This is a genomic window from Halomonas heilongjiangensis (genome assembly GCF_002879645.1).
Classification (GTDB): domain Bacteria; phylum Pseudomonadota; class Gammaproteobacteria; order Pseudomonadales; family Halomonadaceae; genus Halomonas; species Halomonas heilongjiangensis.
Genome location: NZ_PNRE01000025.1, coordinates 84,397 through 105,103, shown reverse-complemented (window position 1 = coordinate 105,103; position 20,707 = coordinate 84,397). Strand labels below are relative to the sequence as shown.

22 protein-coding genes are annotated in these 20,707 nt (G+C 67.9%); 10 read left to right on the top strand and 12 right to left on the bottom strand.

Translation table 11 applies throughout. The features are described 5' to 3' along the window. Positions 1-131 precede the first annotated feature (131 nt). Complete coding sequence (locus C1H66_RS05430) at positions 132-1,442, top strand: O-antigen ligase family protein (protein ID WP_170064088.1); 1,311 nt, start codon at positions 132-134, stop codon at positions 1,440-1,442. Here the strand turns inward: C1H66_RS05430 and C1H66_RS05425 are convergent. From C1H66_RS05425 to C1H66_RS05400, 6 genes are all read right to left on the bottom strand, one after another. Further along, positions 1,432-2,046 carry an alpha-ketoglutarate-dependent dioxygenase AlkB family protein gene (locus C1H66_RS05425; RefSeq protein ID WP_102626883.1) on the bottom strand — a complete coding sequence of 205 codons (615 nt, stop codon included), beginning with the start codon at positions 2,044-2,046 and terminating at the stop codon, positions 1,432-1,434. The genes C1H66_RS05430 and C1H66_RS05425 overlap by 11 nt on opposite strands. A gap of 47 nt (positions 2,047-2,093) precedes the next feature. Continuing rightward, entirely contained in the window at positions 2,094-2,636 is a 543-nt protein-coding gene (locus C1H66_RS05420; protein WP_102626882.1) for a phosphatase PAP2 family protein, read from the bottom strand. Further along, on the bottom strand, positions 2,608-3,768 hold the full coding sequence (locus C1H66_RS05415; RefSeq protein ID WP_102626881.1) for a glycosyltransferase family 4 protein: 1,161 nt from the start codon (positions 3,766-3,768) through the stop codon (positions 2,608-2,610). Before C1H66_RS05415 ends, C1H66_RS05420 begins: the two co-directional genes overlap by 29 nt. Positions 3,769-3,890: 122 nt before the next feature. Beyond that, entirely contained in the window at positions 3,891-4,835 is a 945-nt protein-coding gene (locus C1H66_RS05410) for a LysM peptidoglycan-binding domain-containing protein (RefSeq protein ID WP_102626880.1), read from the bottom strand. Then, a complete protein-coding gene (locus tag C1H66_RS05405) occupies positions 4,787-5,653 on the bottom strand; it encodes an acetyltransferase (RefSeq protein ID WP_102626879.1) in 867 nt (288 codons plus the stop codon). The genes C1H66_RS05410 and C1H66_RS05405 overlap by 49 nt, the downstream gene beginning before the upstream one ends. 73 nt (positions 5,654-5,726) lie before the next feature. Next, entirely contained in the window at positions 5,727-6,632 is a 906-nt protein-coding gene (locus C1H66_RS05400; protein ID WP_102626878.1) for a LysR family transcriptional regulator, read from the bottom strand. A gap of 147 nt (positions 6,633-6,779) precedes the next feature. Between C1H66_RS05400 and C1H66_RS05395 the strand changes: the two genes are divergently transcribed. Together C1H66_RS05395 and C1H66_RS05390 are read left to right on the top strand one after the other, a co-directional pair. Next, on the top strand, positions 6,780-7,481 hold the full coding sequence (locus C1H66_RS05395) for a CoA transferase subunit A (protein WP_102626877.1): 702 nt from the start codon (positions 6,780-6,782) through the stop codon (positions 7,479-7,481). A gap of 69 nt (positions 7,482-7,550) precedes the next feature. Then, on the top strand, positions 7,551-8,213 hold the full coding sequence (locus C1H66_RS05390) for a CoA transferase subunit B (protein WP_102626876.1): 663 nt from the start codon (positions 7,551-7,553) through the stop codon (positions 8,211-8,213). 200 nt (positions 8,214-8,413) lie between these two features. Here the strand turns inward: C1H66_RS05390 and C1H66_RS05385 are convergent, their stop codons facing one another. The 3 genes from C1H66_RS05385 to C1H66_RS05375 all read right to left on the bottom strand — a co-directional run bounded on the left by C1H66_RS05385 (position 8,414) and on the right by C1H66_RS05375 (position 10,598). Further along, positions 8,414-9,181 carry a VOC family protein gene (locus C1H66_RS05385; protein WP_102626875.1) on the bottom strand — a complete coding sequence of 256 codons (768 nt, stop codon included), beginning with the start codon at positions 9,179-9,181 and terminating at the stop codon, positions 8,414-8,416. A gap of 168 nt (positions 9,182-9,349) precedes the next feature. Next, positions 9,350-9,622 (bottom strand): GrxA family glutaredoxin, encoded by a 273-nt coding sequence (locus tag C1H66_RS05380; RefSeq protein WP_102626874.1) that lies wholly within the window; start codon positions 9,620-9,622, stop codon positions 9,350-9,352. A 154-nt stretch (positions 9,623-9,776) separates the two neighbouring features. Then, positions 9,777-10,598 carry an inositol monophosphatase family protein gene (locus C1H66_RS05375; RefSeq protein ID WP_102626873.1) on the bottom strand — a complete coding sequence of 274 codons (822 nt, stop codon included), beginning with the start codon at positions 10,596-10,598 and terminating at the stop codon, positions 9,777-9,779. Between the two features lie 107 nt (positions 10,599-10,705). On the opposite strand from C1H66_RS05375, the gene hybE reads away from it, so the two are divergent. Next, entirely contained in the window at positions 10,706-11,134 is a 429-nt protein-coding gene (gene hybE, locus C1H66_RS05370; protein ID WP_170064087.1) for a [NiFe]-hydrogenase assembly chaperone HybE, read from the top strand. 68 nt (positions 11,135-11,202) lie between these two features. Next, the gene (locus tag C1H66_RS05365) at positions 11,203-11,976 is read left to right on the top strand and encodes a 3-hydroxybutyrate dehydrogenase (RefSeq protein WP_102626871.1); all 774 of its coding nucleotides are present in this window, start codon (positions 11,203-11,205) and stop codon (positions 11,974-11,976) included. A gap of 27 nt (positions 11,977-12,003) precedes the next feature. On the opposite strand, the gene C1H66_RS05360 is transcribed toward C1H66_RS05365, so the two are convergent. Both C1H66_RS05360 and C1H66_RS05355 read right to left on the bottom strand, forming a co-directional pair. Further along, positions 12,004-12,543 (bottom strand): response regulator transcription factor, encoded by a 540-nt coding sequence (locus C1H66_RS05360; RefSeq protein ID WP_102626870.1) that lies wholly within the window; start codon positions 12,541-12,543, stop codon positions 12,004-12,006. Between the two features lie 37 nt (positions 12,544-12,580). Next, positions 12,581-13,852: an ATP-binding protein gene (locus C1H66_RS05355; RefSeq protein WP_102626869.1), complete on the bottom strand. Its 1,272-nt coding sequence runs from the start codon at positions 13,850-13,852 to the stop codon at positions 12,581-12,583. A gap of 212 nt (positions 13,853-14,064) precedes the next feature. Here C1H66_RS05355 and prfC point away from each other — a divergent pair, with 212 nt between their 5' ends. Beyond that, positions 14,065-15,654 (top strand): peptide chain release factor 3, encoded by a 1,590-nt coding sequence (gene prfC, locus C1H66_RS05350; RefSeq protein WP_102626868.1) that lies wholly within the window; start codon positions 14,065-14,067, stop codon positions 15,652-15,654. A gap of 179 nt (positions 15,655-15,833) precedes the next feature. After that, a complete protein-coding gene (locus tag C1H66_RS05345) occupies positions 15,834-16,601 on the top strand; it encodes a TatD family hydrolase (protein WP_102626867.1) in 768 nt (255 codons plus the stop codon). Positions 16,602-16,633: 32 nt separating this feature from the next. Here C1H66_RS05345 and ygfZ read toward each other — a convergent pair whose 3' ends face one another. Continuing rightward, the gene (gene ygfZ / locus C1H66_RS05340) at positions 16,634-17,683 is read right to left on the bottom strand and encodes a CAF17-like 4Fe-4S cluster assembly/insertion protein YgfZ (RefSeq protein ID WP_102626866.1); all 1,050 of its coding nucleotides are present in this window, start codon (positions 17,681-17,683) and stop codon (positions 16,634-16,636) included. Positions 17,684-17,840: 157 nt separating this feature from the next. Between ygfZ and C1H66_RS05335 the strand changes: the two genes are divergently transcribed. The 3 genes from C1H66_RS05335 (at position 17,841) to uvrB (ending at position 20,589) form a co-directional block, all read left to right on the top strand. After that, the gene (locus C1H66_RS05335; protein ID WP_102626865.1) at positions 17,841-18,038 is read left to right on the top strand and encodes a hypothetical protein; all 198 of its coding nucleotides are present in this window, start codon (positions 17,841-17,843) and stop codon (positions 18,036-18,038) included. Between the two features lie 18 nt (positions 18,039-18,056). Then, positions 18,057-18,479, top strand: a complete 423-nt coding sequence (locus tag C1H66_RS05330; RefSeq protein WP_102626864.1) for an OsmC family protein — start codon at positions 18,057-18,059, stop codon at positions 18,477-18,479. A 76-nt stretch (positions 18,480-18,555) separates the two neighbouring features. Then, positions 18,556-20,589: an excinuclease ABC subunit UvrB gene (gene uvrB / locus C1H66_RS05325; protein WP_102626863.1), complete on the top strand. Its 2,034-nt coding sequence runs from the start codon at positions 18,556-18,558 to the stop codon at positions 20,587-20,589. Positions 20,590-20,707 lie beyond the last annotated feature (118 nt).

The following is a 20,707-nucleotide window of genomic DNA, read 5'->3' as shown; positions in this document are numbered from 1 at the left end:
CGCCGGGACGGGGCACCTTTGGGGGACCATGCGGTCAGAGAAAGTCCGACGGGCACTCGGGCGTTGCCAGGATGGCGGCCGGGCATGGGTGGCCCGGAACGGCAAGTGATTCAGCGGATGAAACAGCGGCCATGATCGACGACGGACATCATCGCGTGCTGCCCGGGCCCTTCGCCCGGCCGACGCCTGCTCGGCAAGACCAGTGCCATGCCCGCCTCGCGGGCATGGCACTGGCGTTTTTCGGGGTCGGGTTTCTCGTACTGCCCTGGTGGACGCTGGCCATCGTGCCGCTGCTGCTGGGGCTGGCCGCGCTGCTCGCGAACGAGCGACCGCCGTTGCCCTTTCCCCGACGCCAGGATCGCTGGGTCATGGCGGTGCTGCTGTGCTATGGGCTGAGCTGGGTGATCGCCGGGCCCTGGCACGGCGAGGGACTCCGCGGGCTCAAGGACGCCTGGCCGGTATGGCTGGCCGTGCTGACCCTGGTGGCGCTGTCGCGGCTCCGGGTGTCGTCGGCCTGGCTGTGGGGTGGGTTCGCCGCGGGCAGCCTGGCCACCGGCGGGTGGGCGGCATGGCAACGGCTCGTCGAAGGCACTGCCCGGGCCGACGGCCACGAGCCGCTGCATGCCATCCTGTTCGGCAACCTGGGCCTGCTCGTCGGCCTGATCTGCCTGGCCGGCCTGGGCTGGGCCCTCGGCCGGGACCGGCGTCTGGGCTGGACGCTGCTGCTCGCTGCGGGTGGGTTTTCGGGGCTGATGGTCTCGGCATTCTCCGGCTCCCGAGGCGGCTGGATCGGGCTGCCGCTGGCGCTCTGGGTGCTCTATCGCGGCTATGGCCCCCGGCTGGCGCTGCGCTGGCAACTGACCGGCGTCGGCTTGCTGGGGCTGTTGCTGGTTGGCCTCTATGTGGCGCCGCAGACCGGCGTCGAGCGGCGCATCGACAACGCCGTGGAGAGCATGGAGCAGTACCTGGAGGGTGACCAGGAGATGACCTCGGTGAGCGCCAGGCTGGAGATGTGGAAGGGAGCCGCGCGGTTGGTCGCCGACCGTCCCCTGGCCGGCTGGGGGGCCCGCGGGTATCGGCAGGAGATGCGCGAGCGGAGCCTGAGCGGGCTTCAGGTGCCGTCACTGGGGCGCTATTGGCACGCCCACAACGACCTGCTCGACGCCTGGGCCAAGCGCGGGTTGCCGGGCCTGGCCACCCTGCTTGCCCTCTACCTGGTGCCCTTGTGGCTGTTCGTCGGAGGACTCCGCGACGGAACGCGGGAACGCCGTGCCCTGGCGATGGCGGGCGTCCTGCTGCCGGTGGCGTTTCTCGGTTTCGGGCTCACCTACAGCTTCCTGGCCTACCCCGCGGGCGGGCTGGTCTACGGCCTGATGCTGGTGATCCTGTGGGGGAGCTATCGGCAGGCACCGCTGGCGGAGCGGGCGGGGCTCACGGGATGATGCGGCGAAAGGTGAGGCTGATCCGCAGGCCGGGGATGCGACGCGGCAGCAGCGCATGCTGCAGCCGTCGCTGCACCCCGGGGCCCATCAACAGCAGGCTGTCGTGGGGTAGCCAGGCGTTGAATGCCTCGCCGTCCCTCTTCTTCCAGCGAAAACGCAGGGGGCGCTCGGCGCCCAGACTCACCGCGGCGACCAACGGATCGGGACCCAGCTCCGGCTCGTCGTCACCATGCCAGCCCATGCGCTCTTCGCCGCCGGCGTAGCGGTTGAGGAGCACGCTGTTGAAGTCGGCGCGGATCCCGGCGGCGGCCAGTCGTGCGATCACCGCATCGCGAAGGCGGGAGGCCTCGGGGTGCCAGGTCTCGGGGCTGAAGTCGCTCCCCGAGTAGCGGTAACGGGCCTCGGTGTCGCCCATCCACACCTGGCGACGGGGGATCGGGTGTTCGCGGCCGTAGAGGCGCAAGCGGGGGCGTTGCCAGTCGAGCTCGCGGTCGAGCCGCTCCAGCGCCCGGCCGGCGGCGGGTTCGCCGAGCAGGGCGTCGAAGCGCACCACGAGGGGCTCGGCGAGCAGCATGGCGCCGCCGACCGGTCGGTAGTCGATCATGCCGCCAGCATGCCATGGCCGCGTTGCACGCTCCAGCCATGCGGTGCTCAGCTGGCGAGTGACAGGCTCGCCAGGGCGAAGCCGTAGCCGATCGCCGCGCCGGCGACGACGTCGCTGAGGTAGTGCAGGCCGAGCCCGACACGGGAGAGGGCGATCAGCAGCGTCAACGGCACGATCGCGGGCAGCAGCCAGGGGGCGTGGGTGGCCGTGAAGGTGCAGAACATCACCGCGTGCATGGTGTGGCCGCTGGGAAAGCTGTAGCGATCCCGGGCCGGCTCGGTGCAGGCGATGGCGTGCTTGAAGGTGATGAAGGGGCGCTCCCGGCAGAGCCGGGTCTTGATCAGCCGGTAGACGACGATGGCGACCAGGGCGGTGGCGGTGTACTGGGCCATCAGCCACCCGCCTCGTTGCCCATGCAGCAGCGGCTGGATCAGGATCAGCGCCACCCACGCCGGCCAGTCGCCGAGGCGACTGGCCAGGCGCAGGGCGGCCAGCCAGGGGCGGTGCAGGTTGAGGCGGGCCAGGCGACGACAGAGGTGCCATTCGAGCAGGTCGAGGCGCTCAAACACGGCAGGGGCTCGTGGCTTCATGGCGGGTCTCCCGTGCATGGATCAGGGCGGCGAGGAAGTCATCGGTGACCGATGACCAGTCGTTCTGCAGGGCACGGCTGCGGGCGGCGCGTCCCAGCCGTGCATAACGGGCGGGCTGCCGGCAGAGGCGGGCGGCGGCCTCGCGAAACCCCGCTTCGTCGCCCACCGGGAGGCTCACGCCGTTGCTGTCATCGTCGATCAGTTCGGCGCCGGCGGCCTGGCGAAAGGCCACGACCGACAGGCCGCTGGCCATGGCCTCCGGCACCACGTTGCCCCAGGTCTCGGAGACCGAGGGGAAGACGAAGAGATCGGCGCTGGCATAGTGGCGAACCAGGGCCTGCTGGTCGATGAAGCCGGTGAAGTGGGCGTCGGGCAATGCTCGCTGCAGGGCCGGGCGTCCCGGGCCGTCGCCGACGATGACCAGGGTCAGGTCGGGTCGGGCATCGAGCATGGCGAGGAAGGTCTCGCGCAACAGCGGCAGGTTCTTCTCCGGCGCCAGGCGTCCGACGTGCAGCGCCACCGGGCGGTGGTCGTCACTGCCCCAGCGCCTGCGCAGCTCGGGGTCGCGATGGGCCGGCGAGAAACGCTCCCCATCGATTCCCCGTCCCATGACTCGCAGGTTCTCGAAGCCCCTGGCGGCGAGGTCGCCGGCCTGCTGCCGGGTCGGTACCAGGGTGGTGACGCAGCGGTTGTGGAAGGCTCGCAGACGCCGGGTGACCAGCGGTGCCAGCCAGGGCAGGCCGTAGTCACGGCAGTAGTGATCGAAGTTGGTGTGCCAGCCGCCGACCACGGGGATCGACAGCCGGCGGGCCACCCGCTGGGCCGACCAGCCGAGCGGCCCCTGGGTGGCCAGGTAGATGACGTCGGGCCGCTGCTGGCGCCACAGGTGCATGATGGCCTGCGAGGCGGGCAGGCCGAAGCGTACCTCGCGGTAGCCGGGCATGGGGATGCCGGTCACCTGGAGTTCGGCTTCCATGGCGTCGGCCCGGGGGGCGCCGGCGGCGATCGGGCGGGGACGAATCAGCTGCAGGACGTGGCCGCGGCGATGCAGCTCGCCGGCGAGTTGGCCCAGGGTGTGGGCGACGCCGTTGATGTCGGGGGACCAGGTCTCGCTGACCAGACAGATGCGCATGACACTCCTCGTCCTGTCGCGGGCCCGGCGGGGCCCTGTCAGGAACCGAGGATCGCACCGGGGCGTGACAGCCCGGCGTCGGTGCCATGAACGGACGATGACGCCGGACGGGGCCCGGTGGGTCAGCGCAGGACGCGGCGAGGATCGATGGGTTTGCCGCCATGGCGCAGGTCGAAGAGCAGGTCGAAGCGTTCGGTGGCGTTGCTGTAGCCCACTTCGCAGACCTCGTCGCCACGACTGATGCGATCGCCGCTGCTCACGAGCGGCCTCTCGCACAGGGCATAGACGCTTTGCAGGTTGTCGGCGTGATGCACGATGACCACCTGGCCGAGCTGGCGCATGGTATCGGCGAAGCGCACCTCGCCGTCGGCCACCGATCTGGCCCTGGCGCCGCGGGCGGTGGCCAGCAGCATGGGCTGCAGGGTACCGCGGCCGTCGGCGCCGAAGCGACGCACGATCCGGTAGTCGTCCAGCGGCCAGGGCCAGTTGCGGGCCGAGGCGGGCAGGTCACCGGGATCCGGCAGGCTGGCCCGGGCAGGGGGGGCGCTCGTGCCGCCCGAGGCGGGATTGCGGCTGGCGCCAGCGCTGCTGCCGGCACTGCGCCGAGCACTCGAGGAGCCGTCGGCGAGAGGTACCTGGATGATCTGGCCGATGCGCAGGGCGGTGGGCTCGACCCCGGGGTTGGCGGCCTGGAGGCGCGACGCCCGGGTGTTGAAGCGCCGCGCGATGCCCGCGTAGGTGTCGCCGGGGCGAATCTGGTAGCGATAGGGGCCGCCGGAGGGCGCGCGCTCCTGCTGGGTCGGCATCAGCAGTCGCTGTCCCACGGCCAGACGACGGGAGTCGACCCCCGGGTTGAAGCGTTGCAGGCGCTCGAGCGGCACGCCGCCCCGACGGGCGATCGCGCCCAGGGTGTCGCCGCGCTGCACCGTGACCCACTGACCGGCGATGCCGGGGGCGTCACTGCGCTGCGCCTCCCCCCCGCGCCCGGCGCAGCCGGCGAGCAGCAGCGCGATCAGGATCAGTGCGAGAGCGAGGCGTCCTTGTCCTGCCACAGGGCGTTCAGCCATGAGTGGAAGCGTTCCTTGTAGTCCGGGTCGTCGTGATAGTCGCCCTCCACCATCCAGTGGGGAACCGCCAGGCGCCTGGCAGTCAGGCTCACCGGCCCCTCCTGGCCGCAGAGGTAGCCCCAGAAGGTGGGCCGCGGGTTGTCGTAGCGCAGGGTCACGTCGAGGATACCACCGAGGCGGTCGCCGAGCAGGCCCAGCACCTGGGCGATGCCGCCGGCCCGGGGCCGCAGCAGGTGGCGGTAGGGGGAGGCCTGGGCGGCATGCTTGGCGGGGGTGAAACGGGTGCCCTCGACGAAGTTGTAGATGGCGATGGGGCGCTCACGGGCATGGCGACACATGCGCTCGGTGGCCTCCCGGTCGCGGCGCGCCAGCTGCGGATGACGCTCGCGCTGCTCACGGGTCAGACGCCGCAGCATGGGGAACTCCATGGCCCAGAAGGCCAGGCCGACGATGGGAATCCAGATCAGCTGGCGCTTGACGAAGAAGTGGGGCATGGGAATGCGGCGATGCAGGGCAAAGAACAGCAGGAAGATGTCGGTCCAGCTACGATGGTTGGAGAGCACCAGCCACCACTGCTCGCGGGAGAGGCCCTCGGGGAGGTGAATGTCGAGCCGGGGCCTGAGCCAGCGGCGCATCCACCACAGATTGGAACCCACCCAGTTCAATGCCACCTCGTTGAGGCCACGCAGCACGAGCCGGCGCAGGCGGCGCCCGGGGGTGACCAGCTTGACCAGGGTCAAGGCGATGAGCGGGATACCCCAGAACAGGGTGGTGAGGATCAGCAGCAGCACGCTGACGAGCCCCTTGAGGGACGACATGCCAGGACTCCTCGTCACGATGGCGAAAGCGGCAATGCTAATGGATCGGTTGCGGGTCCACCAGTCGCACGACTCAACGTCTCGGGGCTGGCAGCGGGGGGCGGGTGGTCTCGGCGAGGACCTCCTGCAGCGCCAGCGCGGCCACCGAGAGTTCATGGGTTCCATAGGTGACGACCCCCACGGCGCGCTCGATCACCGGGTCGACCAGTGGCAGGCAGCGGGCACCGAGTTCCTGCATCTGCCGGATGCACAGCGAGGGTATCGCGCTGACCCCGAGGCCGCTGGCGACCATGCGCCCCACGGTGGCCAGTTGATGGCTTTCGAAGGCGGTGGGCAGGACGATGCCGCGGGTCTCGAGCTGCTGCTCGAGCAGGCGGCGGACCATGGAGGGCCGCTGCAGGGTGATGAAGTCATGGGTCAGCAGGGTCGCCCAGTCGAGTCTCTCGTGGTCGGCCAGCAGGGAGTCCGCGGGGACCACGGCGACGAAGCGGTCGACGAACAGGGGCGTGAAGGTGAGACTGCCGGTGGCCTCGGGCTCGAAGGCGACGCCCAGCTCCACCTGGCGATTGCGCACCATGTCGATGACCTGCTCGTTGATCACGTCGTGGACGGTGATGTTGACCCGTGGATAGCGTTGCCGAAAGGCCATCAGCGCCGGCGGCAGCAGGTTGCTGGCGAAGGAGGGCATGGTCGCCACCGCCAGGCGCCCGAGCTGCAGGGTGAAGCGTTGGCGCAGCAACTCCTCGGTATTGTCCCACTCGGCGAGCAGACGCTTGGCCAGGGGCACCAGTGATTCGCCCTCCGGGGTCAGGCGCACGCTGCGCGTGCTGCGGATCAACAGGCGCCCGCCCAGGCTCACCTCCAGCCCCTTGATCGCCAGGCTGAGTGCCGGCTGGGACAGGTGGAGTCGTTCGCAGGCCTGGGTAAAGCTCAGGGTCTGGGCGACGGCGAGAAAGGCTCGAAGCTGCTTGACGGTCATGGCATGCTACCAAGGTTTAATTTATTGTCTTTAATCATCAATCGATAAGAAAAACAAACTTAACAAATATATCATCGCGCACAACACTGGTGCCAGGAGATCGCGGCATCCAGCGACATTCATCCCACAACAACACGAGGCGTCACTATGGCCGGATTCGACAAGCGTGTGTATTCCTACGAAGAGGCAATGGACGGCATCGAGAGCGGCATGACCGTGATCGCCGGGGGCTTCGGGCTCTGCGGCATCCCCGAGAACCTGATCAGCGAGATCAAGCGTCGTGCCGTCAAGGACCTGACGATCTACTCCAACAACTGCGGGGTGGACGGCTTCGGCCTCGGGCTGCTGCTCGAGGGGCGGCAGATCAGTCGGATCTTCGCCTCCTACGTGGGCGAGAACGCGCTGTTCGAGCAGCAGATGCTCAACGACGAGATCGAAGTGGTCCTCACCCCCCAGGGCACCCTGGCCGAGAAGATGCGCGCCGGGGGGGCTGGCATCCCGGCCTTCTACACGGCCACCGGTTACGGCACGCCGATCGGCGAGGGCAAGGAGGTCCGTGAGTTCAACGGCCGTCACTACATCCTCGAGGAGTCGGTGGTCGGTGACTTCGCCATCGTCAAGGGCTGGAAGGCCGATCGCTACGGCAACGTGGTCTATCGCGATACCGCCCAGAACTTCAACCCCATGGCCGCGACTGCCGGGAAGATCACCGTGGTCGAGGTCGAGGAGATCGTCGAGCCCGGCGAACTCCGGCCAGACCAGATCCACACCCCGGGCATCTATGTCGATCGGATCATCCAGGGCACCTTCGAGAAGCGTATCGAGAAGCGCACCGTGCGCGAAGGCTGAGCTCGGCCTGCGACCCCGATGGCCGGCCCCGGGGCCGGTGCTTCTCCACCGAATACAAGAGGCAACAAGATGGCACTCACTCGCGAACAGATGGCACAGCGCGTGGCGCGCGAACTCGAAGACGGCTTCTACGTCAACCTGGGGATCGGTATCCCGACCCTGGTGGCCAACTATATTCCCGATGGCATCGATGTCATGCTCCAGTCCGAGAACGGCCTGCTCGGCATGGGGCGTTATCCCACCGAAGCGGAAGTCGACCCGGACATGATCAATGCCGGCAAGGAGACCGTCACCGCCCGCCCGGGCGCGGCGATCTTCTCATCGGCCGAGTCCTTCGCCATGATCCGCGGCGGTCATGTGGACCTGACCGTGTTGGGCGCCTTCGAGGTCGACCAGCAGGGCAACATCGCCTCCTGGATGATCCCCGGCAAGTTGATCAAGGGCATGGGGGGGGCCATGGACCTGGTGGCCGGTGCCGAGAACATCATCTGCACCATGACCCACGCCTCCAAGCACGGTGAATCCAAGCTCCTCGAGAAGTGCTCCCTGCCACTGACCGGGGCGGGTTGCATCAACCGGGTGCTGACCGACCTGGCCTACCTGGAGATCAAGGATGGGGCCTTCATCCTCAAGGAGCGTGCCCCGGGCGTGTCCGTCGAGGAGATCGTCGAGAAGACCGCCGGCAAGCTGATCGTCCCCGATCACGTGCCGGAGATGACCTTCGACGCCTGACCCCGCAGCGGGGGACACGCACGCCCACGGCCCGGACGTCTGACGTCCGGGCCGTGCTCGTTCCGGGGGGGCGCGGACGGCCGCTGTCGAAAATCTGACCGTTTCGTGGGTGGGGCCGCCGGGGTGGTGCCTGTCGGGCCTTTCCCAGGGCTACTGCACAGCGTTATCCACAGATTCTGTGGATGAATGCGGTTGCCGCCTCATGACATCTCGCAACGGGTGTGGTGAGGCAGCAACAGCTCGACGGCACGCTCCTGGTTGGCGCTGACCTGCTTCTGTACCAGTGCCAGGCCACCGAGCTCGATGCGGTGCTCGTCGCCCTCGGCGAACGCCAGCCGCTGCGAGCAGGTGGGGTAGAAGCGATAGCCGAGCAGTGGCGAGACGGGGAAGATACCGTGGTGGCGGTCGGGATTGCCGGCCAGTCCCACCTCGCCCATGCGGGTGTCGAGGTCGGCGAGGTCATGGCCCAGTCGCTGGCAGTCGAAGCCGGCGTGGTGCATGCGCGGGCCCATCACCGAGAGCCAGCCGGCCAGGGGATGGGCCTGGCACAGGGCCTGGTAGGTCGGCCAGTCGGGCATCGGCCAGGGGCGGCCGCGGCAGAGCAGGTTCTGGCCGCGGCGATCCTCCGGCGGCGTCTGGGCGACCAGCGACTCGAGTCGCCTGCGGGGGGCTCGCGAGAGGGTGCCGAGTTGCAACTCGGCGAGCACCAGCCAGGCCTCGTCGCCGGGGGGAGAGAGCAGCGACACCAGCAGGCCGCGGTCGGCCATGGCGTGGCGGTGCTGGAGGCGATAACCGAAGTGGGCCAGGGTCGGCAGCAGGGCATCCATGCCGTAGGGCCCGTGGTTCAGGGTGAGGATCGAGAGGTACTCTGCCGGTGCCTCCACCGGCCAGAGTCGCAGCCCGCCGATATCCGGGTGCTGATGGACATAGTCCAGCCACAGTTGCTGAACGAACTCTTCCCGCTGCATCTTGCATGTCCCTCTGTCGTGACGCCCTTCGGCCCCGAGCCGGCCGTGTAAGGCGAAAGTATAGGCAGAGGGTCTCGTGGGCCATTCAACGAGGGGAAGACGCTCCCGGGCCGTCCCGGGAGGTGCGGGTAAGCCTGCACGCCAGCGTCGGTGCCGTCACGGAACCGCTCAGGCGTTGGCGGTTGCCAGCAGGCTCTGGTCGCGCACGTACTGGTCGAACTCGGTGAAGCCGCCGACATGGGTCTGGTCGACGAAGATCTGCGGCACGGTGTGGACCGGCTTGCCGATGGTCTTCTCCATGTCGGCCTTGGTGATGCCCTCGTGATGGATGTCGACGTAGCGAAAGCCATCGATGGCGCTGGCGGCCTCGAGTTTCTCGGCGAGCTGTACGGCACGTACGCAGAAGGGGCAGCCGGGGCGACCGAAGATGACGACGAACATGAGCGATCTCCTGGTACTCGTCGTGAGCACGGGGGAAGTGTGAAAGGGAATGGGAAGAATCGGGGGCCATTGTGACCGATCGTGGGTGCGCTGGCCAATAGGGGGTGGCTAGGGCGCCCATTGCAGGGGGCTATCGCCGGGGGTGACGCCAGGTTCAGGGAGGGTCCACTTCACCACTGTCGGCGCGACGCAGCAGGTCGCCGAGTTCGCGATGGATGCCGGGGCTCGTGACCAGCAGGTTCTCGCCGTAGAGGTCCTCGGGGATGCCCTCGGGGCAGGGGTAGAGATGACCGGTGCGGGCGCCGGCCTCGCGGGCGATCAGCCAGCCGGCGGCAAAATCCCAGGGCGAGACGCTCTCGTAGTAGGCATCGAGCCGGCCGCAGGCCACGTCGCATAGGTCGAGGGCCGCCGAGCCGTTGCGCCGCACGTCCTGGCAGTGGTCGAGCACGGCGGCGAGGCGTCGCATCAGCGGCGGGCGGCTGTCGCGGCGGTAGGGGAAACCGGTGCCCACCAGGCAGTGCTTCAGGTTGCCGGCCCGGCTGGCCTGGATCGGGGCGTCGTTGCACCAGGCGCCCTGGCCGGCGATGGCGGTGAAGGTTTCGTCGAGGAAGGGGGCATGGACCACCCCCAACCGGATGCGTCCCTCGTGGGCCCAGCCGATGGAGACGGCCACGTGGCGAAGCCCGTGGGCGAAGTTGACGGTGCCGTCGATGGGGTCGACGATCCATAGCGGTTGGGGGTGCGCCAGGTTGCTGCGGTCCGGTGCCAGCTCCTCGCTCAACCGCGCCTCGTCGGGAAAGTGCTGCTGGAGACGCTCGCCGATGCGGGTGTCGACTGCGACGTCGACGTCGGTGACCAGTTCGTGGCCCTGCTTGTAGCGGTGGCCGAAGGCCTGGCGGTCACGGGCTTCGGCGATCAACCGCCCCGCTTCCCGGGCGATGTCGACGGCGATCTTCAGGCGCTCGGCGGGCTGCATGGGCACCTCTCTCGTGGCTGGTGGGCCCGTTCATGCTAGCAGCTCGAGGCGTCGCTGCCGAACGCCACCCCGGCCGGTATACTGACCCTTGCACCAAGGAGGAGACGATGCAGGCCCTGAGCCCCGAACAGTATGCCCGGCTGCGCGAGCTGGCCGATGCCTGGACGGGCCGCCATCTCAAGGCGGCCAAGCGTGACCCGCGCTTCAATCCCAGGCTCACGGCCGACGCCCTCTGCTTCCAGCGCCACGGCGACCATTTGCTCGGGGCGCTGGTCACGCCGCTGTCACTGTCGCTGGTGCTGTTGCCCGAGGCGTCGCCCCCGCCAGCGCAGAGCACCCGTCGCGTCTCCCTGCCCTCGGGCGATTACGCTTTCCGCGCCGAGCAACTCGACGAGACGCTCTGGCTATGGCGCTGCGAGCTCCTTGACGACCTCTCCGACCTCGGCTCGCGGGAGGCGGCGAGCCGCCTGGCCCAGCAGTTGATGGAGCGGGTCATGGCACCGGCGGCGCCCGACGACCGAACTGGCGCCGGGTGATCGTGAGCCTTATGCTGATGGCCGATCCGTCTTCCCGACACGATCCGGACACCGCAAAGGAGCCACGCATGTCATCGACCGCATCTTCCACTCCCCGCGTCGCCCTGGTGACAGGGACCAGCAGCGGTATCGGCGAGGCCGTGGTCCGCCATTTCTGCGAACAGGGACACCAGGTGCTGGCGGTGGATTTCAATCCGGCCGGCAAGGAGATCGCCGAGGCGGCCGGGGCGGCGTTCTTCCAGGCCGACCTGACCGACGGCGAGGCCTGCAAGGCGGCGGTGGCCGAGGCGATCAAGCGTTTCGGGCGCGTCGATATCCTGGTCAACAACGCCGGCATCCAGCATGTGTCGCCCATCGAGGAGTTCCCCGAGGCGAAGTGGCGCCAGATCCTCGACCTGATGCTGACCGCGCCCTTCCTGCTCTGTCAGGCCGCGTGGCCCTCCATGCGCGAGAATGGCTGGGGGCGCATCATCAATATCGCCTCGGTGCATGCCCAGGTCGCCTCGCCCGGCAAGTCGGCCTATATCAGCGCCAAGCACGGCATGATCGGCCTGACCAAGACCGCGGCGCTGGAGGGGGGCTCCCAGGGCATCACCGCCAACGCCATCTGCCCGGCCTATGTGAAGACCCCGCTGGTGGACAACCAGATCGCCGATCAGGCGAAACTGCACGGCATGGACGAGCAGGAGGTGGTCGAGAAGATCATGCTCAAGAACGCCGCCGTGAAGCGCCTGATCGAGCCGTCCGAGGTGGCCGAGCTGGTGGCCTATCTCGCCTCCGATGTCGCCGGGGCCGTCACCGGCTCGAGCTACAACATCGACCTGGGCTGGACGGCGCAATAACCCGGCTTCGCCGGGAGTATCGAGCTTTCAGCGCCTCACCGGCCGCTTCTGCAGCTTGCGTTGCAGGGTGCGGCGGTGCATGCCCAGGGCGCGGGCGGTGGCGGAGATGTTGCCGTCGTGCTCCTGGAGCACCTTCTGGATGTGTTCCCAGGTGATGCGATTGATCGAGGGGGGATGTTCCGCGACCTCGATATCCGGATCGCCCTCCTGCTTGAACAGCGCGGCGAGCACCTCGTCGGCGTCCGCCGGCTTGCACAGGTAGTTCACCGCCCCGAGCTTGATCGCCTCCACGGCGGTGGCGATGCTCGAGTAGCCGGTCAGCACCACCACGCGGCACTCCGGTACCACCTCGAGCAGCTCGGGAAGCAGCTTGAGTCCAGAGTCGTGCTCCAGCTTCAGGTCCAGGGTGGCCAATTGGGGCGAGTGTCGCCCGGCCAGTGACAGCGCCTGTTCGGCATCGTGGGCCACCAGGACCTCGTAGCCGCGGCGGGTCATGGCACGGTCCAGCACATGGCAGAACATCTCGTCGTCATCGATGATCAGCAGGCGTTGTGCGGTGTCTTGCATGGGGGCCTCGCAGGGGAGTCGTCGCAGGGGCAGGGGATCATTCCGCCGGGGCTCTTCGCGGCAGGATCACCTCGGTGAGGGTCCCGCCCTCGGGATGATTGTACAGGCTGACGCCGCCGCCGAAGCGGTTGATGGTGGCGTGGGTCAGGAACAGGCCGATGCCCATGCCCTTGCTCTTGGTCGAGACGAAGGTCTCGCCGAGCTGGTCGGCGATCGACATGGCCACCCCCGGGCCGTGGTCGCGGATGTCGATGATCACGTCGTCGGCGCTCCAGTCCAGGCGAATGGTGATGTCGTCGGGATTGGCATCGGCGGCGTTGTTGAGCAGGTTGGTCAGCGCTTGATCCAGGGTGGGATCGACGGCGAGCCAGGGGCGGCCGCGGCGCCCGGCGATCTCGAGTCGATGACCGACATCGGGGCGCAGCACCAACCAGCGCTGCACCACCTCGGTGAGCCACCGCTCGGCGTCGAGGATCCGGGGTTCGGCCAGGCGCTGCCGATCGGCGCTGGCCACCAGGTGCTGCAGTCGTGACTTGCACGTGTCGACCTGCTGGCGCAGCAGAGCCAGGTCCTTCTCCAGCGCCGGGTCGCCACGGGCCTCCTCGCGCATCTCGGCGAGCAGCACCGCCATGGTGGAGAGCGGCGTGCCGAGCTCGTGGGCGGTGCCGGCGGCCTGGGTGGCCACGGCCAGTACCTGCTCGTTGCGCAGTGCGGCCTCGCGGGTGCGCGACAGCGCCTGATCCCGGTTGCGCAGCGCATGGGCCATCTTGTAGATGAAGAAGGTCACCAGGCCCGCCGAGAGGCCGAAGTTGAGCCACATGCCCAGCACGTGGAGGTTGAACGGGCCGGTGGCATGGCCTTGGCTGAGCTGGGGCACCGGCTGGTAGAAGACCATCAGGAAGCTGTAGGCGCCCATGGCGGTCACGGCGATCACCCAGGCGTGTCGCCAGGGCAGGGTGGCGGCGGCAATGGTCACCGGCACCAGGTAATAGGTGATGAAGGGGTTGGTGGAGCCACCGGTGAAGTAGAACAGCAGCGTCAGGCCGACCACGTCGGCCAGCAGATGGACCAGGTATTCGTGGTGGGTGACCGCCCGTGGGCGGCCCAGGCGCCACCAGGTCACCACGTTGATCATCGCCATGCCGACGATCACCGCGATCACCGCCGGGACTTCCAGCTCGAAGCCGAGCAACTCGATGCCGATGATGATGGCGGCGAGGAAACCGGTCCAGGTGATCCCGCGCACGAAGGTCAGGCGAACCAGGTTGCGGCTGGGGGTGGACAACGGCAGGGGCAGGGCGGTGGGCATGGGATCTCCACGGTTCATTGCCCGGCGATGATAACCGATCTCGAGCGGGCCGCCGACATGGCCGCCGGCGGCGCATGCCGCCGTGTCGCGTCGATTGAAGACGGCCGACCCTACATTTCGCGTCGTCAAAGCCGTAGAATGCCCGCCATCCCTGTCATATGCCTTCATTCACGCACCGGGGCACCGGTGCCATGCAGACGAAATCGAAATCGATGTCAGACGCCACCCTGGCCCGTGAAGTCGGGCTGCGACGCACCTTTGCGATCATCTCGCACCCCGACGCGGGCAAGACCACCATCACCGAGAAGATGCTGCTGTTCGGCAACGCCATCCAGCTGGCCGGTTCGGTGAAGAGCAAGCGCGCCGATCGTCATGCGACCTCCGACTGGATGAAGATGGAACAGGAGCGGGGCATCTCGGTGACCACCTCGGTGATGCAGTTCCCCTACGGGGGGCGCATCGTCAACCTGCTCGATACTCCGGGCCACGAGGACTTCTCCGAGGATACCTACCGCACCCTGACCGCCGTGGATTCGGCGCTGATGGTGATCGACGGCGCCAAGGGCGTCGAGGCGCGCACCATCAAGCTGATGGAGGTGTGTCGGCTGCGCACCACGCCGATCCTCACCTTCGTCAACAAGATGGACCGCGACATCCGCGACCCCATCGAGGTGATGGACGAGGTCGAGACGGTGCTCGACATCCAGTGCGCGCCGATGACCTGGCCGATCGGCATGGGGCGCGGCTTCAAGGGCGTCTACCACCTCTACAACGATGTCATCCATCTCTACACCCAGGGGCAGGGCAGCCGCATTCCCGAGGACCGGCGGATCGAGGGGCTGGACAATCCCGAGGTCGAGGCGGTGCTCGGCGAGGACCTGGCCGAGGAGCTGCGCATGGAGGTGGAACTGGTGCGCGGGGCCTCCCACGCCTTCGATCACGCGGCCTACCTGCGTGGCGAACTGACCCCGGTCTACTTCGGCACCGCCATGGGCAACTTCGGGGTGCGCGAGATGCTGGACGGCTTCGTCGAGTATGCGCCGTCGCCTCAGCCCCGCGAGACCGATACCCGTACCGTGGAGGCCGACGACGGTCGCTTCACCGGTTTCGTCTTCAAGATCCAGGCCAACATGGATCCGAACCACCGTGACCGTATCGCCTTCCTGCGGGTCTGCTCGGGCAAGTACGAGAAGAACATGAAGATGCGCCATGTGCGGATCGGCAAGGACGTGAAAATCGCCGATGCGTTGACCTTCATGGCCTCGGATCGCACCCAGGTGGAGGAGGCCTGGCCCGGCGACATCATCGGCCTGCACAACCACGGCACCATCCAGATCGGCGATACCTTCACCCAGGGCGAGGACATGCGCTTCACCGGTATCCCGCACTTCGCGCCGGAGCTGTTCAAGCGCGTGCGTCTCAAGGATCCGCTGAAGATGAAGGCGCTGCAGAAGGGCCTGCAGCAGCTCTCCGAGGAGGGCGCCACCCAGGTGTTCATGCCGCTGGACAACAACGACCTGATCCTCGGCGCGGTGGGCACCCTGCAGTTCGACGTGGTCGCCCACCGCCTCAAGGAGGAGTACAAGGTCGAAGCCGTCTACGAGGGGGTGAACGTCAACACCGCGCGCTGGATCTACTGCGACGACGCCAGGAAGCTCGACGAGTTCAAGCGCAAGGCGGGCGCCAATCTGGCGATGGACGGTGGCGGCTACCTGACCTATATCGCCCCGACCCGGGTCAACCTGCAGATGACCCAGGAGCGCTGGCCGGAGATCCGTTTCCAGCCGACGCGGGAGCATTGATCGGCATGAACTGATGTTGGTGGCAAGGTCGGCTGATCTTGCCGCGTGCAACGCTCACGCGCTGTGAACCCCTCCCTGGGCGCTCCATTTGTCATCCATGACAAATGAGGTTCGCTTTTGCACGCGCCAAGCGCCGACCGGTAACCTCGGAGTGTCTCCCAGTGACGAGGAGGGGTGGAATGCTGATCGACGCCCACTGCCATCTGGACTTCCCCGATTTCGCCGCCGACCGCGAGGCGGTCATCGAGCGGGCCAGGGCGGCGGGCGTTGCCCGTTTCGTGGTGCCGGCCACCACCCGGGCCCGCTGGGGGGAGGTGCTGGCGCTGGGGCGGCGCGACGACGTCGATATCTGCCTGGGATTGCATCCCTATTTCATGGATGAGCACGCCGCGGGGGATGTCGAGGCACTGGGGCAGGCGTTGGACGATTACCCCGGGGCGGTGGCCGTGGGAGAGTGCGGCATCGATGCCCGCTTCGAGGAGACCCTGGACGCCCAGTGGCGGCTCTTCGATGCCCAACTGCGCCTGGCCAGGTCACGCCGCCTGCCGGTGGTGATCCACTGCGTGCGCGCCAACGACCAGGTCGCCAAGCGGCTGCGCCAGCTCGACCTGCCCGCGGGCGGGCTGATCCACGCCTTCGCCGGCTCGCCGCAACAGGCGCGCAAGTTTCTCGATCTTGGCTTCAGGGTCGGGCTGGGCGGTGCGGTCACCTTCGACCGGGCCAGGCGGCTGCGGCGTGCGGTGGAATCGCTGCCCGACGACGGCTATGTGCTGGAGAGCGACAGCCCCGACATGCCACTCGCCGGCCACCGCGGCGAGCGCAACGAGCCCGCCCGGGTCGCCGAGGTGTGCCGGTCGGTGGCGCGGCTGCGCGGGCAGAATGAAGAGAGGGTGGCGGCGGACAGCACGGCCACGGCCAGGCGGCTATTCGGTCTGGGTGGAGGCTGAGGTCAAGGGGGCGCCCAGTCCACCGGGGGACCTTACTTCGCCGCCAGGGCCTCCGGGTCCAGCCGTTCGATGGGATAGGGCAGCTTCAGCAACTTGAGCTTCTGGCCGGCGACACGCAGCGGCAGGAGCGGCTCCTTCGTGCTCATCACCGCCAACACCTCGGCCTCGCCGTAGGCGTCCAGCTCGGCGGCCAGTACCTCGCCGCACGACTTGTCCTCGGCATCCCGGATGGTGCTGCCGAGTTCGGGCAGCAGGCTGCCATCGAGCTGGGCGCGCACCAGGCGCTTCTTCACCTGGCCCCGGAAGTGGGCGCGGGCCACCACCTCCTGCCCCGTGTAGCAGCCCTTCTTGAAGCTGATGCCGCCGAGCGCCTCCCAGTTGATCATCTGGGGCAGGTAGGTGTCGCCCTGGCTCGCGTCGAGCCAGGCCAGGCCGGCCTGGATATCGTGCAGCCGCCACACCGCATTGCCCACCGGCGTGGCATGCTCGGCCAGGCGTTGCCAGGCCTCAGTGGCCTGCTCGGCAGGCAGGCAGGTCAGCAGGCGAGGCCGCGGCCCGGGGTGGGCCAGTACCTGGATGTCAGCGTCGCCGGCCTGATGCCAGGTCTTCGGCGGGATGATATCGAAGCGCACCTCGGCCAGCGCGGCCGCCTCGCGACCAATCAGCCCGAGCAGCGCCAGGTCGTCACGCACCGAGAGCTCCACCCGGTAGAAGGCGGCGAACTTCTTCAGGAGATCGACCAGTGGGCCCACCAGGCTACGGTGCATCGCCAGCCGGTAGTGTTCCGGCGCCACCCGCCACAACTGGGCATTGGCCAGCATGCGCCCCTTGGGGGTGCAGAAGCAGGTGAGGGGGGCAAACTCGCCGTCGGCCAGGGTCACCTGGGCGCTGGTCTGCCCCTGCAGAAATTTCTCGGCATCGGGACCCGCCACATCGAGTACCCCGAGATGGACCAGGGGGATCATCACGGTGTCCTCCAGCGCCAGACGCGCCGGGACCGGCGCGCCGGGCGCTGCCTGGTCGAACTCGACCCGGTCCTCGGCCACCTGCCGCCCCCCCAGGGCGGCGATCCATTCGTTCATTCCGGCACTCCTGTCGTCGTTGCTCGGTCCATGTCTACCAGAGTAATGCGGGTGTCGGGGCGGCATTGCAACCGCTGCCGGAACATCAAGGCCATGCTAGACTCGAACCTTGATCTTATGTATTCACGACAGCTCATGCATGTCAACGGAGCACGCCATGGCGCACCAGTCGCTGACTTTCAAGGGCGTCGATGACGCCGACCAGATCAACCGTATCACCACGGCGCTGATGATGCTCGACGGCGTCGACAGTGTCGAGGTCGGTCGCCACGGCGCCGACGTCGAGGGGCGGGCCCGGCGCGAGGCACTGATCCAGGCGGTGCAGGCCCTCGGGCTGCCCATCGAAGTCAAGTGAACCACACAGGGGCGGGAGATGAAGAAGAGCATCGAGGTGATCAGCGAACGCAACAGCATCTACCGCCAGCGGGTCGAACTCGATGGCTTCGAGGACCTCTACGTGGATGTGCCGGAAGCCTTCGGTGGCGAGGGCGGGGCGCCGGATCCCCATGACTACTTCGACCTGTCGCTGGGGGCCTGCAAGGCGATCACCGCCCAGATGTATGCCCGGCGCAAGGCATGGCCGCTCGAAGGGGTGAGCGTCAGGGTCAACCGCGACGACCGCGAGGAACGCCAGGGCACCTATCGACTCGAAGTGGTGATGACCTTCCACGGCATCGACGCCCCCGAGCAGCTTGCCCGGCTGGAGGAGATCAGCAACCGTTGCCCGATACACCGGTTGATGACCAGTGCCACCGTGGAGGTCGCTACCCGCACGACCAGTGTCGCCGAGGCCTGAGCCTGCCCGGCATCGTGCCACCCCCCAGCTTCTTCCAGGGCATCGCCGCGGTGCCCGAAGCGTTCCCGGAGCCACCATGAGCAAGTCGTTTCGCCTTCAGTCCAGGTTTCAGCCCGCCGGCGACCAGCCCTCGGCCATCGACGGCCTGGTGAAGGGGCTGGAGGCCGGCCTGGCCCACCAGACGCTGCTCGGCGTCACCGGGTCGGGAAAGACCTTCACCATGGCCAACGTGGTGCAGCGGTTGCAGCGTCCGACCATCGTGATGGCGCCCAACAAGACCCTGGCGGCCCAGCTCTACGGCGAGTTCAAGGCGTTCTTCCCCGACAACGCCGTGGAGTACTTCGTTTCCTACTACGACTACTACCAGCCCGAGGCCTATGTGCCCTCGTCGGACACCTTCATCGAGAAGGACGCCTCGATCAACGACCATATCGAGCAGATGCGCCTCTCGGCCACCAAGGCGCTGCTCGAGCGCCGCGATGCGCTGATCGTGGTCTCGGTATCGGCGATCTATGGTCTCGGCGACCCGGACCAGTACCTGAAGATGCGTCTGCACTTCACTCGTGGCGAGCTGATCGACCAGCGGCGCTTCCTGCGCCGCCTGGCGGAGCTGCAGTACACCCGCAACGACATGGACTTCAGGCGCGGCACCTACCGCGTGCGCGGCGATGTCATCGACATCTATCCCGCCGATTCCGACGAGGAGGCGGTGCGTGTCGAGCTGTTCGACGACGAGATCGACACCATCAGCCTGTTCGACCCGCTGACCGGCGAGGTGCACGGCAAGGTGCCACGCATGACGATCTACCCCAAGAGCCACTACGTGACGCCCCGGGAGACGATCCTGGCGGCCGCGGACATGATCAAGGGCGAGCTGGCCGAGCGACTGGGGTGGCTTCGGCAGCACGACAAGCTGGTGGAGGCCCAGCGCCTCGAGCAGCGCACCCTCTACGACATCGAGATGATGCACGAGCTGGGCTACTGCAACGGCATCGAGAACTACTCGCGCTACCTCTCCGGCCGCAACCCGGGCGAGCCGCCTCCCACCTTCTTCGATTATCTGCCCAGCGACGCACTGCTGTTCATCGACGAGTCCCATGTCAGCGTCCCCCAGGTGGGCGGCATGTACAAGGGCGACCGCTCGCGCAAGGAGACCCTGGTCGAGTACGGCTTCCGCCTGCCCTCGGCGCTGGACAACCGGCCCATGACCTTCCAGGAGTGGGAGTCGATCTGTCCCCAGACCATCTTCGTCTCGGCCACCCCCGGGCCCTATGAGGCCGAGCACGCCGGCCAGGTGGTCGAGCAGGTGGTGCGTCCCACCGGGCTGGTCGATCCGGAGATCGAGGTGCGCCCGGCGTCCACCCAGGTCGACGACCTGCTGTCGGAGATCCGCCTGCGCGCTGCGGTGGGGGAGCGGGTGCTGGTGACGACCCTGACCAAGCGCATGGCCGAGGACCTCACCGAATACCTCGACGAGCACGACGTGCGGGTGCGCTACCTGCACTCCGACATCGACACCGTCGAGCGGGTGGAGATCATTCGCGACCTGCGCCTCGGCAAGTTCGACGTGCTGGTCGGCATCAACCTGCTGCGCGAGGGCCTCGACATTCCCGAGGTGTCGCTGGTGGCGATCCTCGACGCCGACAAGGAGGGCTTCCTGCGCAACGAGCGCTCGCTGATCCAGACCATCGGCCGGGCCGCCCGCAACGCCCATGGCAAGGCGATCCTCTACGGTGATCGAACCACCGATTCCATGCGTCGCGCCATGGACGAGACCGAGCGTCGGCGCAACAAGCAGCTCGCCCACAACGAGGCCCATGGCATCACGCCGCAGACCGTGACCCGGTCGGTGGCCGATATCCTCGAGGCCGCCCAGGCGCCCGGCAGGAAGGGCAAGGGCAAGGGCCGCAAGGCCGAGCGCCAGGTGGCCGAAGCGGCCGCGATCTACGATCCCGCCGACCTGTCGCCCGGCGAGCTGCTCAAGGAGGTCTCCAGGGTCGAGGATGCCATGTTCGAGGCCGCCCAGAACCTCGAGTTCGAGGAGGCCGCGCGGCTGCGTGACCGGCTGCATGGACTCAAGGAACGGCAACTGCTGCTCGGCTCGGCCTGATGGCGAGTCGAGTCCCCTCTCGACTTATACCGTTATCTCCCATGCTGAATCCCCCGGAGGATCGACCCTTTGGTGGTAGGTCACTGCGGCCGGGGCACCGGTGGGGTATAATCCGCCC

Bases quoted from the DNA above. Each gene is read 5' to 3' on its own strand.
- C1H66_RS05390 (WP_102626876.1), top strand. From the start codon at position 7,551: ATGGCACTCACTCGCGAACAGATGGCACAGCGCGTGGCGCGCGAACTC.
- ygfZ (WP_102626866.1), bottom strand. From the start codon at position 17,683: ATGAACGAATGGATCGCCGCCCTGGGGGGGCGGCAGGTGGCCGAGGAC.
- C1H66_RS05395 (WP_102626877.1), top strand. From the start codon at position 6,780: ATGGCCGGATTCGACAAGCGTGTGTATTCCTACGAAGAGGCAATGGAC.
- prfC (WP_102626868.1), top strand. From the start codon at position 14,065: ATGTCAGACGCCACCCTGGCCCGTGAAGTCGGGCTGCGACGCACCTTT.
- C1H66_RS05360 (WP_102626870.1), bottom strand. From the start codon at position 12,543: ATGCAAGACACCGCACAACGCCTGCTGATCATCGATGACGACGAGATG.
- hybE (WP_170064087.1), top strand. From the start codon at position 10,706: ATGCAGGCCCTGAGCCCCGAACAGTATGCCCGGCTGCGCGAGCTGGCC.
- C1H66_RS05375 (WP_102626873.1), bottom strand. From the start codon at position 10,598: ATGCAGCCCGCCGAGCGCCTGAAGATCGCCGTCGACATCGCCCGGGAA.
- C1H66_RS05420 (WP_102626882.1), bottom strand. From the start codon at position 2,636: ATGAAGCCACGAGCCCCTGCCGTGTTTGAGCGCCTCGACCTGCTCGAA.
- C1H66_RS05355 (WP_102626869.1), bottom strand. From the start codon at position 13,852: ATGCCCACCGCCCTGCCCCTGCCGTTGTCCACCCCCAGCCGCAACCTG.
- C1H66_RS05385 (WP_102626875.1), bottom strand. From the start codon at position 9,181: ATGCAGCGGGAAGAGTTCGTTCAGCAACTGTGGCTGGACTATGTCCAT.
- C1H66_RS05365 (WP_102626871.1), top strand. From the start codon at position 11,203: ATGTCATCGACCGCATCTTCCACTCCCCGCGTCGCCCTGGTGACAGGG.
- uvrB (WP_102626863.1), top strand. From the start codon at position 18,556: ATGAGCAAGTCGTTTCGCCTTCAGTCCAGGTTTCAGCCCGCCGGCGAC.
- C1H66_RS05430 (WP_170064088.1), top strand. From the start codon at position 132: ATGATCGACGACGGACATCATCGCGTGCTGCCCGGGCCCTTCGCCCGG.
- C1H66_RS05335 (WP_102626865.1), top strand. From the start codon at position 17,841: ATGGCGCACCAGTCGCTGACTTTCAAGGGCGTCGATGACGCCGACCAG.
- C1H66_RS05400 (WP_102626878.1), bottom strand. From the start codon at position 6,632: ATGACCGTCAAGCAGCTTCGAGCCTTTCTCGCCGTCGCCCAGACCCTG.
- C1H66_RS05425 (WP_102626883.1), bottom strand. From the start codon at position 2,046: ATGATCGACTACCGACCGGTCGGCGGCGCCATGCTGCTCGCCGAGCCC.
- C1H66_RS05415 (WP_102626881.1), bottom strand. From the start codon at position 3,768: ATGCGCATCTGTCTGGTCAGCGAGACCTGGTCCCCCGACATCAACGGC.
- C1H66_RS05330 (WP_102626864.1), top strand. From the start codon at position 18,057: ATGAAGAAGAGCATCGAGGTGATCAGCGAACGCAACAGCATCTACCGC.
- C1H66_RS05345 (WP_102626867.1), top strand. From the start codon at position 15,834: ATGCTGATCGACGCCCACTGCCATCTGGACTTCCCCGATTTCGCCGCC.
- C1H66_RS05380 (WP_102626874.1), bottom strand. From the start codon at position 9,622: ATGTTCGTCGTCATCTTCGGTCGCCCCGGCTGCCCCTTCTGCGTACGT.
- C1H66_RS05405 (WP_102626879.1), bottom strand. From the start codon at position 5,653: ATGTCGTCCCTCAAGGGGCTCGTCAGCGTGCTGCTGCTGATCCTCACC.
- C1H66_RS05410 (WP_102626880.1), bottom strand. From the start codon at position 4,835: ATGGCTGAACGCCCTGTGGCAGGACAAGGACGCCTCGCTCTCGCACTG.